Genomic DNA, 14,378 nt, shown 5'->3' on the forward strand with positions numbered 1-14,378 from the left:
CGGCATGACGGCCGTCGTACGGATCCTGCTGCGCCGTGTCGCCCTGCTGGTGCCGCTGCTGCTCGGGATCGTGCTGTTCGTGTTCCTGGTGATGCGGTTCTCCGACGTCGACCCGGCGTCCGCGTTCTTCCAGGGCGCGAACCCGACCCCGCGGCAGCTGCACGACTTCCGGGAGCGCAACGGACTGCTGGACCCGCTGCCCGTGCGCTACGTCCGCTTCGTCGGCGGCCTGCTGCACGGCGACCTCGGCACCAGCGCCCTGACCCGCGCGCCCGTCGTCGACCAGGTCACCACCGCGCTGCCGCTCACCCTCCAGCTGACCTTCCTCGGCCTCGGCGTCGCCGTGGTGCTGGCGCTGGCGGGCGGGGTCACGGCCGCCGTGTACCGGGACCGGGTGCCGGACCAGGTCATCCGGGTCGTCTCGCTCGTCGGGGTCGCCGCGCCCGGGTTCTGGCTGGCGCTGCTGATGATCCAGTACCTGGCGGTGGACCGGGGCTGGTTCCCGACCGGCGGATACATCAACCCGGCCGATTCGCTCACCGGTTGGCTCAGGACGATGGCGCTGCCCGCCTTCGCGCTGTCGCTGCCGGTCGCCGCCCAGCTCATCCGGATCGTGCGGACGTCCGTCGTGGAGGAGCTGGACAGGGACTACGTCCGGACGGCGATCGGGAGCGGGCTGCCGCCCCTCGTGGTGGTGGGGCGGAACGTACTGCGCAACGCCCTCGTCAATCCGCTCACCGTGCTCGGGCTGCGGGTCGGCTATCTGCTCGGCGGTGCCGTCGTCATCGAGACGATCTTCTCGCTGCCCGGCATGGGCAAGCTGATGATCGACGCCGTGCAGAACGGCGACCCGGCCGTGGTGCAGGGGGTCGTGCTCACCACGGCCACCGGGTTCGTCGTCGTGAACCTCGTCATCGACATCCTGTATCTGCTGGTCAACCCACGTCTGAGGGCGGCCTGATGAACACCCGCACCGGTCTCGTCGAACGGCTCACCCGGCCCGGCGGCGTCCGGCTGCGCGGCTGGCGCCGGCTGCCGCTGCCGTCGAAGCTCGCCGTCTGCTTCCTGGCGGTCGTGATCCTGGTCGCCGTGTGCGCCCCGCTCCTCGCCCCCGACGATCCGCTCGACCAGCAGGCCCCGGCCGGCGGCAGCGGGCATCCGTCGGCCGCGCACTGGCTCGGACAGGACAGCCTCGGCCGGGACATCCTGAGCCGGCTGATGTACGGCGCCCGCTGGTCGCTGGCCATCGGGCTGGGGGCGACGGGGCTCGCGCTGGTCGTCGGCGCCGTCGTCGGGGCGGTCGCGGCCACCTCCCGCAAGGGGGTCGACGAGACGCTGATGCGCTGCCTGGACGTCGTCATGGCGTTTCCCGGCATCGCGCTCGCCGCCGTCCTCGTCGCGGTGTTCGGCGGCGGGATCGGGGTCCTGATCTGCGCCATCGCGTTTCTCTTCACGCCGCCCGTCGCCCGGGTCGTACGCGCCAACGTGCTCGACCAGTACGGGGAGGACTACGTCACCGCCGAGCGGGTCATCGGGGCCCGCACCCCGCACATCGTGCTGCGGCACGTGGCCGTCAACTGTGCCGCGCCCGTGCTCGTCTTCTGCACGGTCCAGGTCGCCGAGGCGATCGTGTTCGAGGCGTCGCTGTCGTTCATCGGGGCGGGGGTGCGGCCGCCGGATCCGTCCTGGGGCAGTGTCATCGCCGACGGCAAGAACATGGTGCTGACCGGCGGCTGGTGGGCGACCGTCTTCCCCGGGCTGCTGATCCTGCTCACCGTGCTGTCGCTGAACATCCTCTCCGAGGGGGTGTCGGACGCGTGGGCCGCGCCCGCCGCCCGTGAAGTCGCGGCCCCCGAGGACCAGTTGGAGAAGGCGGTACCGGGCGACGTGCTCCCCCTGCCGGGGCTGTCCCAGGCCGCGCGGCGGCTGCGTGCGCGCGCCCGGCCCCGGCCCGGCCGCGGCGGTCAGCCGGTGCTCGCCGTGGAGAACCTCGCCATCGGCTTCCCGGACCGGCACCGGGGCGTGGACATCGTCGCCGGCGTCGGCTTCGAGGTGTACCCGGGCGAAGTGCTGGGCCTGGTCGGCGAGTCGGGCTGCGGGAAGTCGCTGACCGCGCTCACGATCATGGGCCTCCAGCCGAGACAGGCCCGGGTGCGCGGGCAGGTGCGGTTCCAGCAGCGGAACCTGCCGGCCGAGCCGATGCGGGTACGGCGCCGGCTGCTCGGGCACGAGATGGCGATGGTCTACCAGGACGCCCTGTCCTCGCTGAACCCCGCCATGACCATCCGCGCCCAGCTGCGGCAGCTGGTGCGGCGCGGGGGCCGTCGCAGCCCGGGCGAGCTGCTGGAGCTGGTCGGGCTGGACCCGGAGCGCACCCTGCGCAGCTATCCGCACGAGCTGTCCGGCGGGCAGCGCCAGCGCGTGCTGATCGCCATGGCCCTGTCCCGCGAACCCGGGCTGATCGTCGCCGACGAGCCGACGACCGCCCTCGACGTCACCGTGCAGGCCCAGGTGATGGAGCTGCTGCTGCGGCTGCGCGAGGAGCTGGGCTTCGCGCTGCTCCTGGTCTCGCACGACCTCGCGCTGATCGCCGACGTCACCGACCGGGTGGTGGTGATGTACGGCGGGCAGATCGTGGAGAGCGGGGTGACCGCCGACCTGGTGGCGGCGCCGGCCCACCACTACACGCGCGGGCTGCTCGGCAGCGTGCTGTCGCTGGAGTCGGCCGAGCAACGGATGACGCAGATCAGGGGAGTCGTGCCCTCCCCCGCCGACTTCCCGGCGGGCTGCCGCTTCGCCGACCGCTGCCCGCGCGCGAGCGAGGTGTGCCACGAGCGCGCTCCGGTCCTCGCCGGCACGGCCACGCACACGGCGGCCTGTCACCACCCTGCCGTGCCCGTGGAACCCGTGGAGGAGGCGCTCCAGTGACCGCGATCATCGACGTACGGGACGCCCATGTCGTCCACAAGGCGCGCGGCGGCGGTCTGTTCGCCCGCGACCGGGTGTACGCCCTGACCGGCGCCGATCTGTCCGTGGCGGCCGGTGAGACGGTCGGGGTCGTCGGCGAGTCGGGGTGCGGGAAGTCGACGCTGGCGAAGGTGCTGGTCGGTGTCCAGCGGCCGGTCCCGGGGGCGGTGGCGTTCCGGGGGCGGGACCTGTGGGCGATGTCGGCCGGGGAGCGGCGGGCCACGGTCGGCGCGGGCGTCGGCATGATCTTCCAGGACCCGGCGACCGCGCTGAACCGGCGGCTGCCCGTGCGCCGGATCCTGCGCGACCCGCTGGACGTCCACGAGCGCGGCAGCCGGGCCGAACGGGACGTGCGCGTGAGGGAGTTGATGGGCCTGGTGGGCCTGCCCCGGGCGCTCGCCGACGCCCTGCCCGGGCAGCTCTCCGGCGGGCAGCGCCAGCGCGTCGCCATCGCCCGCGCGCTCGCCCTGGACCCGGCGCTGGTCGTCGCCGACGAGCCGACCAGCGCGCTCGACGTGTCGGTGCGCGCGCAGATCCTCAACCTCCTGCTGGACCTGAAGGACCGGCTCGGGCTGGCGCTGGTGTTCGTCTCGCACGACATCCAGACGGTACGGCGGATGAGCGACCGGGTGATCACCATGTACCTGGGCCGGATCGTGGAGGAGACCCCGGCCGACCGGGTGACGGACGCGGCCCGGCACCCGTACACCCGCGCGCTGTTCTCGGCCACGCCCGGACTGCTGGATCCCGTCGACCCGATCCCGCTGACCGGGCCGGTGCCGTCGGCGACCCGGCCGCCGAGCGGCTGCCCGTTCCGCACCCGGTGCTGGAAGGCGGACGCGGTGTGCGCGGAGTCGATGCCGGACTTCTCGGCCGCGTCACGGCCCGGACACCGCTACCGCTGCCACCATCCTGTGGAGGAGGACCGGCCGACCCTCGACCTGGCCCGACAGAGCCTGCCACAGGAGCCCTGAATGACGTTCCCCGTCCCGCTCACCGGTGTCGTCCCGCCCGTCTGCACTCCCCTGACACCGGAGGGCGAGGTGGACGTGCCCTCGCTGCTCCGGCTGGTGGACCATCTGGTGGGGGGCGGGGTGCACGGGCTGTTCCTGCTCGGCTCGACCTCCGAGGCGGCCTTTCTGACGGACCGGCAGCGACGGCAGGTCGTGTCGGCGGTCGTCGCGCACGTGGGCGGCCAACTGCCCGTCATCGCCGGGGCCATCGACATGACCACGCCCCGCGTCCTGGACCATGTCACGGCGGTGACGGCGGCCGGGGCACAGGCGGTGGTCGTCACCGCGCCCTTCTACACCCGCACCCACCCCGCGGAGATCGTCCGCCACTACCGGCGGCTCGCGGCGGTGAGCGAGGTGCCCGTCATCGCGTACGACATCCCGATGGCCGTGCACACCAAGCTGCCCGCCGATCTGGTGCTGGGGCTGGCCGCCGACGGGGTGCTGGCGGGGCTCAAGGACTCCAGCGGGGACCTGGGCGCCTTCCGGGAGGTCGTCACGGGCGCCCGCGCGCACGCCGGGTTCAGCGTGCTGACCGGCTCCGAGCTGATCGTGGACTCCGCGCTGGCGCTCGGCGCCGACGGCTGCGTGCCGGGGCTCGGCAACGTCGACCCGCACGGGTACGTCCGGCTGTACCGGCTGTGCCGGGCGGGCGACTGGGCGGGGGCGCGGGCCGAACAGGAGCGGCTGTGCGCGCTGTTCGGGCTGGTCGGGGTCGGTGACCCGGGTCGGATGGGCGGGAGCTCCTCGGCGCTGGGCGCGTTCAAGGCGGCCCTGCAGCTGCGCGGGATCATCGACTGCCCGGTGACGGCCGAGCCGCAGGTGCCGCTGTCCGGCGAGGAGACGGAGAAGGTCGGCAAGTTCCTGGCGGCGGCGGGCTTGCTCTAGGGGGTGTGCCGGGGCGGTCAGGCCGGGCAGCGGAGGCAGGCGCGGACCTCCCGGCCGCCGCGTGTCTGGTGGATCTCGGTCGACTGCGCGAGGCAGGTGACGATGCCGGTGCCGCGGCCGTGTTCGTCCGGGGCGACGTCGTGCGGACCGTGCTCCACCGCGGTGCCCGAGTCGCTGACCACGATGGACAGGGCGCCCTGGTCGAGGACGAGCACCAGCGTCATGCACTCGCGGCCGTACCGGGCGGCGTTGGCGGTGAGTTCGTCGACGATGAGGACGGCGGAGTCGCGCTCGCTCTCGGGCACGCTCCAGCACTCCAGCAGATCCGCCGTGAAGTGACGCGCGGCGGAGACGTGTGCCTCCCGTGCGGGCAGGGTCAGCGTCGCCCGCTGGGAGCAGGGCCCTGGGCTGGTGCGCCCGGGATCGGTCACATACATGGTCTTCCGGCTCTTCTGTGTGGGTGCGAAAGCTGTAGGTGAGCGCTCATCCGGTAATACGCACGGCGACGGGCGTACGGTTCGAGCGATTTGCACCTTTTTACGCCCGGATTTCTCCGCCCGGATCACGCCCGGATCGTGACCAGCTTCTGGCCGTTGCCGGCGACGATCTCGAAGTGCTCGATGGCTCCCGGAGACATGGGGACCGCTCCCGGGATCCTCGTCCCGGCCGGGTACGCGCCGGCCCGCCAGGTGGCGGCGTCCGCCCTGGCCCCGCCGGACCCGACCGCCTGCAACCGGCAGACGATGCCGGCCGGCGCACCATGCGCCGAGACCCGCAGGACACTGCCCCAGGCCGACGGGAAGACCTCCACCGAGGCGGTGACGCCGGTCGTGGCATCGCTTCCGGAGAAGGTGCGCGACGGAGTCGACGTGGCGGCCCCGGGCGGCCTGCCCTCGCTCGTCACGGACGCGCCGGTCACCAGCCAGGTGCCGCCGACCGCCGCCGCCGCGACCAGCATCAGGGAGGCGGCCGCGCCGGCCAGCTGCCACCGCACGGTCCTGCGGCGCCTGGCCGCGGCCCGCCGGAGCAGCCCGTCGAGCAGCCCGGCCCCGGGAGCCCGGGGCGCCGCGGGCGGCGCGCTCCCGGCCGCCCGCACCAGGCGGTCGGCCGGCTCCTCGTCGCCCGCGGGCACCGCACCGCCCGCCGCCTCGGCAGCCGTGACCGTCGCGAGCAGCGCCGGCAGTCCGGCCAGCTGCTCGTACTCCGCCCGGCACGCGTCGCACGTCGCCAGATGGGCGCGCACCTGTTCCGTCTCGGCCGGGGACAGCGCGCCCAGGACATACCCGCCGAGCGCCATCCGCAGAGCCTCGTGGTCCGCGTTCACGGCCGGCGCCTCCTCCGTGCCTCGGTCATGGCTCGATGCCTCGCTCCTGCAACGCGAGCCGGAGGGCGTGCAGGGCGTAGTACGTCCGCGACTTGACGGTGCCCAGCGGGATGCCCAGCACGTCCGCCGCCTCCGCCATGGTCCGGCCCCGGTAGTACGTCTCGACCAGTACGGCGCGGTGGTCCGCAGACAGCGTCCGGACTGCGTCGGCCACCGCCCAGCTCTGCAGCGCCTGCTCGATCCGGTCCTCGCCCGCCGTCCGCTCGGCGACCCGGTCCAGGGCGTCGCCGCCGGTCTCCGCGGGCCGGGCCTGCCGGGCCCGGTGGGCGTCGATGACCAGGTGCCGGGCGACCGTGAACAGCCAGGCCCGGGCGGAACCGCGGCGGGGTTCGAACGCGGCGGGATGCCGCCACGCCCGCAGCAGCGTCTCCTGTACGACATCCTCGGCCCACTGCCGGTCTCCTGACGTCAGGCGCAGCGCGTAGTGGAACAGGGGCCCCGCGTGCTCGGCGTACAGAGTGCGGATCAGCTCCTCATCCGTGGCCGGCACGGTCCCTTCACCAGGGACACGGCGCGCGGAGCGATCCGTATCGGCTGTCCCGCCACGTCTGCGGGCGCTCCATGGCATAAGCAGATCATTACGCATTTGCTCACTTTTGTCGCGTATCGACCGAACCGGTCGGCAGCACCGCCCGTGAAGTCAGGAAAGGGCAGACACATCCCCTTCCTGAGAGGTGAGGAGCGAACACCATGCACCCGAACTTCGGTCACTCCGTCCGGCGCTCACTCGTCACGGCCGGGCTCGCCACCGTGACGGCGGCCGGACTGGGGTTTCTCAGCGCGTGCGGCCAGTCCCCGCACGCCACCTCGGTCGGCGCCATCACGGCCGGTCCCGGTCAGCACCAGATGGCCGGGATGCCCGGCGCCTCCGCACCGGACCCCGCGGCGAGCACCGTGACGATCAGGAGCTTCGCGTTCACCCCGGCCACCCTGAAGATCAAAGCGGGCACGACGGTGACCTGGACCAACCAGGACACCGACGCCCACACCGTCACCAGCGCCACCGCGGGCGGACCGCTGCACTCGCCCGCCCTGGCCACCCACGCCGGCTACAGCCACCGGTTCACCGAGCCGGGCACCTACGCCTACCTCTGCACCATCCATCCCTTCATGACGGCCACGGTGGAGGTGACCCGATGACCGGGTACCGCGAGCACGACATGACACGACGTCAACTCATACGGCACGCGGGGTGGTTCGGCGGGGCCGTCGTGCTGACCGTGGCCGGCGGAGAGGTGGTCAGCCACATCGCCGGCCCCCGGGACACCGTCGCGGAGGCCGCCGCGCCGACCACCGGCGCCCTGCGGTTCGTGCAGGTCTCCGACAGCCACATCGGCTTCCACGGGCCGGCGAACCTGGACGTGGCCGGCTCGTTCACCGAAGCCATCGACCAGGTCAACGCACTCGGCTTCCGGCCCGACTTCGTCATGCACAGCGGCGATCTGACCCACCTGTCCACGACGGGCCAGTTCGACCAGGTCAGGCAGATGATGACCCGGCTGCGGACGGACCGCGTCTTCACCGTGCCGGGCGAGCACGACTCCATCGGCGACGCGGGCCGCGCCTACCGGCAGGTCTTCGGCAGGGGCACGCTCGGCGACGGCTGGTACAGCTTCGACACCCACGGAGTGCACTTCGTCGCCCTGGTCAACACCCTGAGCCTGGAGAAGCTGGGCCACCTCGGGACCGAGCAGATCGACTTCGTGCGGCGGGACCTGGCGGGGCAGTCGCCGGACACCCCGATCGTGGTCTTCAGCCACATCCCGCTGTTCGCCATGTACCCCCGGTGGGGCTGGAGCACGGACGACGCGTTGAAGGTGATCGCGCTCCTGCGCCGGTTCTCCTCGGTGACCTGTCTCAACGGACACGTCCACCAGCTGTTCACCAAGACGGAGGGCAACATCACCTTCCACTCCGCCACCACCACCGCCTACCCGCTGCCGAAGCCGGGCCGGGCCCCCGCCCCCACCCCGCAGGTCGTACCCGCCCGGCAGCTCAGGGCCGCGCTCGGCATCCGCACCGTGGGGTACCGGCAGGGCGACCGGGAACTGGCGGTCAAGGACCAGCGGCTGGCATGAGCGAGGGCACGTCCAGCCTGCGGAACTCCAGGCTCTCGTAGCTCCCGGCGGTGCCCGTCTCGTACAGGACACCCACCGTGGCGGGGCCCAGCTGGACCAGGTCGGAGTAGGCGGCCGGGCGGTCGGAGAGGGTGAGCCGCTTGGTGAAGGTGCGGCCGGCGTCCGTGCTGGTCCACAGGGCGAGCGCCCGGCGAGCGGTCGGCACGGAGGGGGCGGAGAACAGCAACGGGGCGCCCGGTCCCCGGAGTTGGAGGACGCTGCCCTGGACCACGGGGACGTCGGACAGGCTCGGCTGACGGGCGTACGGGCGGTCGAGGGAGCGGCCGCCGTCCCCGGAGTAGCTGTCGAGGCGGTTGCCGGGGGCGCTGCCGTACTGGTCACGGGCGTTGAAGTAGAGCCTGCCGTCCGGGAGTTGGGCCGCCGTCGTCTCGTTGACGTTGGTCACACCGCGGGTGCTGTCCGTCACGAAGCCCAGGTGCCAGGTGCGGCCGCTGTCGTCGCTGTAGAGCGCGTGGCCGCCGTCGCGGCCGGAGCCGGCGGAACCGGAGGAGCCGGCGGGCGGGGCGACGGAATGGTTCGCGGGGACGAGGAGACGGCCTCGGTGCGGGCCCCGGGTGAGGGCGACGGCGTGGCCGGGGCCGGTGGCGTACCAGCGCCAGTCGGATCGCTTCACCTGAGCGGTGATGTCGGCCGGGGGTGAGAAGCGGCGGCCGTCGTCCCGGCTGCGCTGGACGTACACCCGGCGCTCCCCTTCGCCGCTCATGATCTCACCCTCCGTCGCCGCCCCGCTGTTCCCGCAGGTCACGAGCACGACGGCGCCGGTGCGCGGGTCCACGACCGGCGCCGGGTTGCCCCGGGTGTCCCCGTCCCCGGGCGTCACGACGGTCAGCGGACCCCAGGTGCAGCCGCCGTCGGTGGAGCGGCGCAGGACGACGTCGATGGCACCGGTGTCCCCCGCGTCGTACCGCCGCCCCTCGGCGAAGGCCAGCACCGTGCCCTGCCGGGTCCGGACGACCGCCGGGATCCGGTACGTGTGGTAGCCGCCCAGGCCCGAGACGTAGGGGACGGAGGAGGCGCAGCCGTGCGCGGGGGGCGCGGGTGCGGCCCCGGCGGGCAGGGCGGCGGCGAGCGGGAGGAAGAGGCCGAGGGCGGTGAGGAGGACGAGGGCGGTGAGCGGGGTGCGGCGGAGCGGGGTCATCCGCTCATCGTCGTCGCAACCCCTCCCTCCGGCGGGTAGCCCACGCTCGTGCCGCTGCCGGAAGGCGGCACGCCGAGGCGGCCGTCGCGGACCTCGACGACGCGGTCGGCGGCGCGCAGGTGCGTGCGGTCGTGGGTGACCAGGACGGTGGCGGTGCCCCGCTCGTGGGTCAGCCGGGTGATCAGGTCGACGACGGCGGCGCCGCGTTCGTGGTCGAGGGCGCTGGTGGGTTCGTCGACCAGGAGCAGGGTCGGCTCGTTCATCAGCGCGCGGGCGATGCCGACCCGCTGACGCTGGCCGCCGGAGAGCTGGTGGGGGCGCCGGCCGGCCCGGTCGGCGAGGCCCACCGCGGCCAGCAGCTCCAGGGCCCGGCCGCGCGCCCTGGCCGGTGAGCGCCCGTCGATCGAGGCCATGAGCTGGAGCTGTTCGACCGCGGTGAGCGAGGGCAGCAGATGGGGCTGCTGGAAGACGATGCCGATGGTGCGGCGGCGCAGCTCGGTCAGTTCCGCGCGGCTCAGACCGGCCGTGGTGGCACCGTCGACGCTGACCGTGCCGGCGTCGGGCGTGACGAGGGTGGCGGCGACGGCGAGGAGGCTGGACTTGCCGGAGCCGGAGGGCCCGGCCACGGCGGTCAGGGTGCCCCTGGGCACGTGCAGGGTGACGTGGTCGAGGGCGGTCAGGCGGTCGTCGCCGTCGGGGTAGGTGAGGGTGACGTCGGACAGGTCGAGGCTCATCGGGCGCTCCCCAGGGCGGTCAGCGGGTCCACCGAGGTGATGCGGCGGACGGACAGGGCGGCCCCGAGCGCGCCGAGCAGGATCATGACGGCGGCGGGGGCGAGGACGGTGGCGGGGGTGAGGAGGAAGGGCACCGTGTCCGGTACGACGAGGGCGCCGAGCGCGGCGGCGATGCCGGTGCCGAGGAGCGTGCCGCCGACGAGCAGGGCGGCGGCCTGGCCGAGGGCGTCCCTCAGCAGGTGCGCGGTGGAGGCGCCGAGCGCCTTCAGGACGGCGATGTCGCCGCCGCGCTGGATGGTCCAGACGGTGAAGAAGGCGCCGACGACGAGCGCGGAGATGGCGAACAGGAAGCCGCGCATCAGCTGGAGGGAGCCGTTCTCGGAGGCGTAGGAGCCGATCGCGGAGAGCGAGCCGTCCTTGGTGACGGTCCTGGTGCCGATGACCCGGTCGGCGGCCGCGACATCGGCGCCGCCGGTCGTGTCCAGGGCGATCACCGTCGCCGTCGCTCCGGCACCGGCGGCGCCGGGAGGCGCCACGCTCCCCCAGGTGCTGAGGCCGGTCCAGATCACGGGGGTGTGGCTGAAGGAGGCGTCGCCCGCCACGGCCGCCACCGTCAGCTTCCGGCCGGCCAGGGTGAAGGTGTCGCCGGGTGCGAGGCCGCCGAGGCCGGCGGCGGCGGTGGTGGACAGCACCGCCGTACGGTCGTGGATCGCGGCGCCGTCGGGGGCCAGGCGGGAGCCGGGGCGGACACCGAAGGCGGAGACGGGGGTGCTCCGGTCGCCCGCGGTGGCCTTGGTGGTGGTGATCCCGAGCGGTTCGGCGCGAAAGACGCCGGGCACCTCGGCCCACCGTTGCCATTGCCGGGCGGTGACGGTGGAGTCGCCGTACGACAGGCTCCGCCCCGGTCCGGGGGCGGCGAAGGCGATCCGGTCGGCGGGCAGGCCGGTGATCGCGGAGATGTTCTGCCGGCCCAGACCGGCGGTCAGTGCGGACAGCAGCCCGACCAGCAGGGTGATCAGGGTGATGACGGTCCCCATCAGGGCGAACCGGCCCTTGGCGAACCTCAGGTCTCTCCAGGCGACGAACACGGCTGCGACTGCTCTCTGCGGAGGTGGACGGAGTGTGCCTCCACCGTCGCCGCCCGCGCCCGCCGCAGGCATCTGGCGACGGAGGTCACTTCGCGGATCGAACGGCGGTGCCCGGATTGCAACTTTCGACAGAGGCCGGGCCGTGGCTCGTCTCCGTACCCTGGGGGGACTGTGAACCACGCTGGTACGACCGTGAACACCGCCGCCCCCGCCCTGACCCCGACCACCCGGGCCCTGTCCTGGTGCCTGCACCTGCTCGTCGTCGGCCTGCTCGCGCTCGCCGCCGTCCGGGCCGTGACCGACGGCCGGCCGCACGCCGCGCCGACCCTCGCCGGGGCCGCCGGGTGCGCTCTGGTGTACGCGGCGGGCCCGCTGCTGCCCCGGGTCCGCGGCGACCGGCGGGCCGCCGCCTGGTGGCTGGCGGCCGTCGGCGCGGCGTGGCTGGTGCTGCTGGCGCTGTCCGCCGACGGCGTGTGGGTGGCCTTCCCGCTGTACTTCCTCCAGCTCCATCTGCTGCCGCGCCGCTCGGGCCTGGCCGCCGTGGCCGCGACCGCGGGCGCGGCGATCGCCGCGTTCGCCGCGCATCAGGGCGGCTTCAGCGCGGCCATGGCGATCGGTCCGGCGCTCGGGGCCGCCGTCGCGGTCGCGGTGGTCTGGGGATACCAGGCGCTGTACCGGGAGAGCGAGCGGCGCCGGCGCCTGATCGAGGAACTCACCGCCACCCGCGCCGACCTGGCCGAGGCCCAGCACACCGCGGGAGTGCTGGCCGAGCGCGAGCGGCTGGCCCGCGAGATCCACGACACCCTCGCGCAGGGCCTGTCCAGCATCCAGCTGCTGCTGCGGGCCGCCGAGCGGACCCTGCCCGACGGTGCGCAGAGCGCGGCGCGGCACGTCGGCCAGGCCCGCCAGGCCGCGGTGGACAGCCTCGCCGAGGCCCGCCGCTTCGTCGCCGCCCTCGCCCCGCCCGCCCTGGAGGGCAGCACCCTGCCGGACGCGCTGGAGCGGCTGTGCGCCACCACCGGCACCCGGCACCGGCTCACCGCCCGGTTCCGCCCGGTCGGTGCGCCGCTCGCCCTGCCGACCGCACACGAGGTGGCCCTGCTGCGCATCGCCCAGTCCGCGCTCGCCAACACCGTCCGCCACGCGGGCGCGACCGCCGTGGAGGTCACCCTCGGCCGCCTCGACGACGAGGCCGTCCTCACGGTCGTCGACGACGGCGCCGGCTTCGAGCCCGGCCGGCTGCCCGCGCCCGACCCGGAGACGGGCGGCTTCGGCCTGGCCGCCATGCACGCCCGCATCCGCGCCCTGGGCGGCACCCTGGCCGTCGACTCCGCCCCGGGCCACGGCACCACCCTGACCGCCCGGCTCCCGCTCACGCGGACCCGGACCGCCGACGCCGGGACCACGTCCGCCGAGACCGGGGCCCACCGGTGACCGCCCACCCGAACCCCACCGACCACCAAGGCCCCACCGACCACACGGACCTCCCCCGGCCCGCCCGCACCGACATCGCGGCCGCCGCCGCGGCAGTTGCCCGCCGAGACGAAGGCCCGCCCGTGACCGCCCACCCGGATCCCACCGGCCACACCGGCCCCGCCGACCACACGGACCTCCCCGTCCGGCTGCTCCTCGCCGACGACCACCCGGTCGTGCGGGCCGGGCTGCGGGCCGTGCTGGAGACCGAGCCGGGGCTCGTGGTCGTGGCGGAGGCGGCCACCGCCGAGGAGGCCGTCGTCCGGGCCGGGGCGGGTGACGTCGACGTCGTGCTGATGGACCTCCGGTTCGGCACGGGGATGGGCGGGGCGGAGGCCACCGCCGCGATCACCGCGCGGCCGGGCGCCCCCCGGGTCGTGATCGTCACCACCTACGACTCCGACGCCGACACCCTCCCGGCCATCGAGGCCGGTGCCACCGGCTACCTGCTCAAGGACGCTCCCCCGGAGGAGCTGGCCGCGGCCGTGCGCTCGGCGGCCGCCGGCCGTACCGCGCTGGCGCCCGCGGTCGCGGACCGGCTCATGAACCGGCTGCGCGCCCCCGGCACGTCACTGACCCGGCGCGAGACCGAGGTGCTCGCCCTGGTCGCCGAGGGGCTGTCCAACCAGGCCGTGGGCCGCCGGCTCCACCTCACCGAGGGCACGGTCAAGTCCCATCTGGCCCGCGTCTACGCCAAGTTGGGCGTCGACTCCCGCACCGCCGCCGTCGCCGCGGCCACCGACCTCGGTCTCATCCGGCGGCCGTGAACGCGACCGAGCCTGTGCTTGTGCCCGTGCCCGTGCCCGTCAGGAGGGGGTCGTCCGTGCCGCGGCCAGCAGGCGGGTGACGTCGGGGGCGCAGATGGTCAGGGCGGCGCCCACCGTGGTGAGGGCGTCGCGCTCGGCCGGGGTGTAGGGGCCGTCGGCCAGCGCGATGCGGGCGGCCTGAAGGAGCAGGGACTCGCGGCCGGCGGGGGCGAGGTGCGGGGCGAGCGGGTCCAGGGCCTCGTGCAGCTCTATCGTCAGGCTCGCGCCGCAGGGCTGTTCGAAGACCCGGCCGGTGTCGGCGGCGAGGGCCTCGACCAGGGCGGCCAGCCGGTCCTCGGTGCAGTCCTCGAAGCCGGCCGCGCGGACCGCGGCGGCGGCGCTCTCCAGGGCCGTACGGGAACCGGTGCCGCCCGCGGCGAGCACGGCGAGGGCGACGGTGTGCACGGCGTCGCGGAGCATCGCGGAGAAACGGCGGGTGGTGGGGTGGTCGAGGACGTCGGTGCCGTAGTGCTCGGCGCACGCCGCGCACTCCACGACCGGTCCGGCCGTCCCGCGCGCCAGCAGCGGCAGCCCGAGCAAGGTGAGCCGGCGACGGCCGGTGAGCCGCTGGTAGTTGCGGTCGCCCCCGCAGCCCGGGCAGTAGAACTCGCCGTCGCCCACGGGCGTCCATGCGGTGCGCGCGCCGAGGAGGCGCAGGACCCGGCCGTTTCGTCCCCGTACTGGCAGCACGTCGCACCTCCGTAACCGCGCGGCAACATCGCCGTGCTGGCGTGATGTTAGCCACATCA

General features: G+C 74.4%; 15 protein-coding genes. 8 read left to right on the forward strand and 7 right to left on the reverse strand.

Translation table 11 applies throughout. The features are described 5' to 3' along the window. Positions 1 to 4 precede the first annotated feature (4 nt). The 4 genes from ACFC8N_RS01525 to ACFC8N_RS01540 are packed head-to-tail and all read left to right on the forward strand — an operon-like array spanning position 5 to position 4,868. The gene (locus tag ACFC8N_RS01525) at positions 5 to 961 is read left to right on the forward strand and encodes an ABC transporter permease (protein WP_376285347.1); all 957 of its coding nucleotides are present in this window, start codon (positions 5 to 7) and stop codon (positions 959 to 961) included. Further along, positions 961 to 2,928 (forward strand): dipeptide/oligopeptide/nickel ABC transporter permease/ATP-binding protein, encoded by a 1,968-nt coding sequence (locus ACFC8N_RS01530; RefSeq protein ID WP_376285350.1) that lies wholly within the window; start codon positions 961 to 963, stop codon positions 2,926 to 2,928. The genes ACFC8N_RS01525 and ACFC8N_RS01530 overlap by 1 nt, the downstream gene beginning before the upstream one ends. Beyond that, entirely contained in the window at positions 2,925 to 3,941 is a 1,017-nt protein-coding gene (locus tag ACFC8N_RS01535) for an oligopeptide/dipeptide ABC transporter ATP-binding protein (protein WP_376285353.1), read from the forward strand. The genes ACFC8N_RS01530 and ACFC8N_RS01535 overlap by 4 nt, the downstream gene beginning before the upstream one ends. Beyond that, entirely contained in the window at positions 3,942 to 4,868 is a 927-nt protein-coding gene (locus ACFC8N_RS01540) for a dihydrodipicolinate synthase family protein (RefSeq protein ID WP_356030909.1), read from the forward strand. Between the two features lie 17 nt (positions 4,869 to 4,885). On the opposite strand, the gene ACFC8N_RS01545 is transcribed toward ACFC8N_RS01540, so the two are convergent. From ACFC8N_RS01545 to ACFC8N_RS01555, 3 genes are all read right to left on the reverse strand, one after another. Then, entirely contained in the window at positions 4,886 to 5,299 is a 414-nt protein-coding gene (locus ACFC8N_RS01545; RefSeq protein WP_376285356.1) for an ATP-binding protein, read from the reverse strand. A 131-nt stretch (positions 5,300 to 5,430) separates the two neighbouring features. Next, positions 5,431 to 6,192 carry an anti-sigma factor family protein gene (locus ACFC8N_RS01550; protein ID WP_376285359.1) on the reverse strand — a complete coding sequence of 254 codons (762 nt, stop codon included), beginning with the start codon at positions 6,190 to 6,192 and terminating at the stop codon, positions 5,431 to 5,433. A gap of 25 nt (positions 6,193 to 6,217) precedes the next feature. Next, positions 6,218 to 6,820, reverse strand: coding sequence for a sigma-70 family RNA polymerase sigma factor (locus tag ACFC8N_RS01555; RefSeq protein ID WP_376285362.1), 603 nt, complete (start codon positions 6,818 to 6,820; stop codon positions 6,218 to 6,220). A 122-nt stretch (positions 6,821 to 6,942) separates the two neighbouring features. On the opposite strand from ACFC8N_RS01555, the gene ACFC8N_RS01560 reads away from it, so the two are divergent. Both ACFC8N_RS01560 and ACFC8N_RS01565 read left to right on the forward strand, forming a co-directional pair. Next, complete coding sequence (locus ACFC8N_RS01560; RefSeq protein WP_356030903.1) at positions 6,943 to 7,392, forward strand: cupredoxin family copper-binding protein; 450 nt, start codon at positions 6,943 to 6,945, stop codon at positions 7,390 to 7,392. Further along, entirely contained in the window at positions 7,389 to 8,330 is a 942-nt protein-coding gene (locus ACFC8N_RS01565) for a metallophosphoesterase family protein (RefSeq protein WP_376285365.1), read from the forward strand. Before ACFC8N_RS01560 ends, ACFC8N_RS01565 begins: the two co-directional genes overlap by 4 nt. Here ACFC8N_RS01565 and ACFC8N_RS01570 read toward each other — a convergent pair. Genes ACFC8N_RS01570 through ACFC8N_RS01580 form a run of 3 tightly spaced genes read right to left on the reverse strand, consistent with a single transcriptional unit; the run spans position 8,308 to position 11,350 of the window. Further along, positions 8,308 to 9,528, reverse strand: a complete 1,221-nt coding sequence (locus tag ACFC8N_RS01570; protein WP_376285368.1) for an exo-alpha-sialidase — start codon at positions 9,526 to 9,528, stop codon at positions 8,308 to 8,310. The two genes, ACFC8N_RS01565 and ACFC8N_RS01570, sit on opposite strands and share 23 nt — an antisense overlap. Next, complete coding sequence (locus ACFC8N_RS01575; protein WP_356030899.1) at positions 9,525 to 10,262, reverse strand: ABC transporter ATP-binding protein; 738 nt, start codon at positions 10,260 to 10,262, stop codon at positions 9,525 to 9,527. Before ACFC8N_RS01575 ends, ACFC8N_RS01570 begins: the two co-directional genes overlap by 4 nt. Beyond that, complete coding sequence (locus ACFC8N_RS01580) at positions 10,259 to 11,350, reverse strand: ABC transporter permease (protein ID WP_376285372.1); 1,092 nt, start codon at positions 11,348 to 11,350, stop codon at positions 10,259 to 10,261. Before ACFC8N_RS01580 ends, ACFC8N_RS01575 begins: the two co-directional genes overlap by 4 nt. A gap of 192 nt (positions 11,351 to 11,542) precedes the next feature. On the opposite strand from ACFC8N_RS01580, the gene ACFC8N_RS01585 reads away from it, so the two are divergent. Further along, entirely contained in the window at positions 11,543 to 12,784 is a 1,242-nt protein-coding gene (locus ACFC8N_RS01585) for a sensor histidine kinase (RefSeq protein ID WP_376285375.1), read from the forward strand. A 122-nt stretch (positions 12,785 to 12,906) separates the two neighbouring features. Next, the gene (locus ACFC8N_RS01590) at positions 12,907 to 13,590 is read left to right on the forward strand and encodes a response regulator transcription factor (RefSeq protein WP_356030895.1); all 684 of its coding nucleotides are present in this window, start codon (positions 12,907 to 12,909) and stop codon (positions 13,588 to 13,590) included. A gap of 39 nt (positions 13,591 to 13,629) precedes the next feature. Here ACFC8N_RS01590 and ACFC8N_RS01595 read toward each other — a convergent pair whose 3' ends face one another. Beyond that, a complete protein-coding gene (locus ACFC8N_RS01595; protein ID WP_376285378.1) occupies positions 13,630 to 14,319 on the reverse strand; it encodes a TerB family tellurite resistance protein in 690 nt (229 codons plus the stop codon). Positions 14,320 to 14,378 lie beyond the last annotated feature (59 nt).

Source organism: Streptomyces sp. NPDC055966 (assembly GCF_042269865.1).
Taxonomy (GTDB): domain Bacteria; phylum Actinomycetota; class Actinomycetes; order Streptomycetales; family Streptomycetaceae; genus Streptomyces.

Coding starts and splice junctions, on each gene's coding strand:
- ACFC8N_RS01575 (WP_356030899.1), bottom strand. CDS start 10,262: ATGAGCCTCGACCTGTCCGACGTCACCCTCACCTACCCCGACGGCGAC.
- ACFC8N_RS01540 (WP_356030909.1), top strand. CDS start 3,942: ATGACGTTCCCCGTCCCGCTCACCGGTGTCGTCCCGCCCGTCTGCACT.
- ACFC8N_RS01530 (WP_376285350.1), top strand. CDS start 961: ATGAACACCCGCACCGGTCTCGTCGAACGGCTCACCCGGCCCGGCGGC.
- ACFC8N_RS01565 (WP_376285365.1), top strand. CDS start 7,389: ATGACCGGGTACCGCGAGCACGACATGACACGACGTCAACTCATACGG.
- ACFC8N_RS01525 (WP_376285347.1), top strand. CDS start 5: ATGACGGCCGTCGTACGGATCCTGCTGCGCCGTGTCGCCCTGCTGGTG.
- ACFC8N_RS01570 (WP_376285368.1), bottom strand. CDS start 9,528: ATGACCCCGCTCCGCCGCACCCCGCTCACCGCCCTCGTCCTCCTCACC.
- ACFC8N_RS01560 (WP_356030903.1), top strand. CDS start 6,943: ATGCACCCGAACTTCGGTCACTCCGTCCGGCGCTCACTCGTCACGGCC.
- ACFC8N_RS01555 (WP_376285362.1), bottom strand. CDS start 6,820: ATGCCATGGAGCGCCCGCAGACGTGGCGGGACAGCCGATACGGATCGC.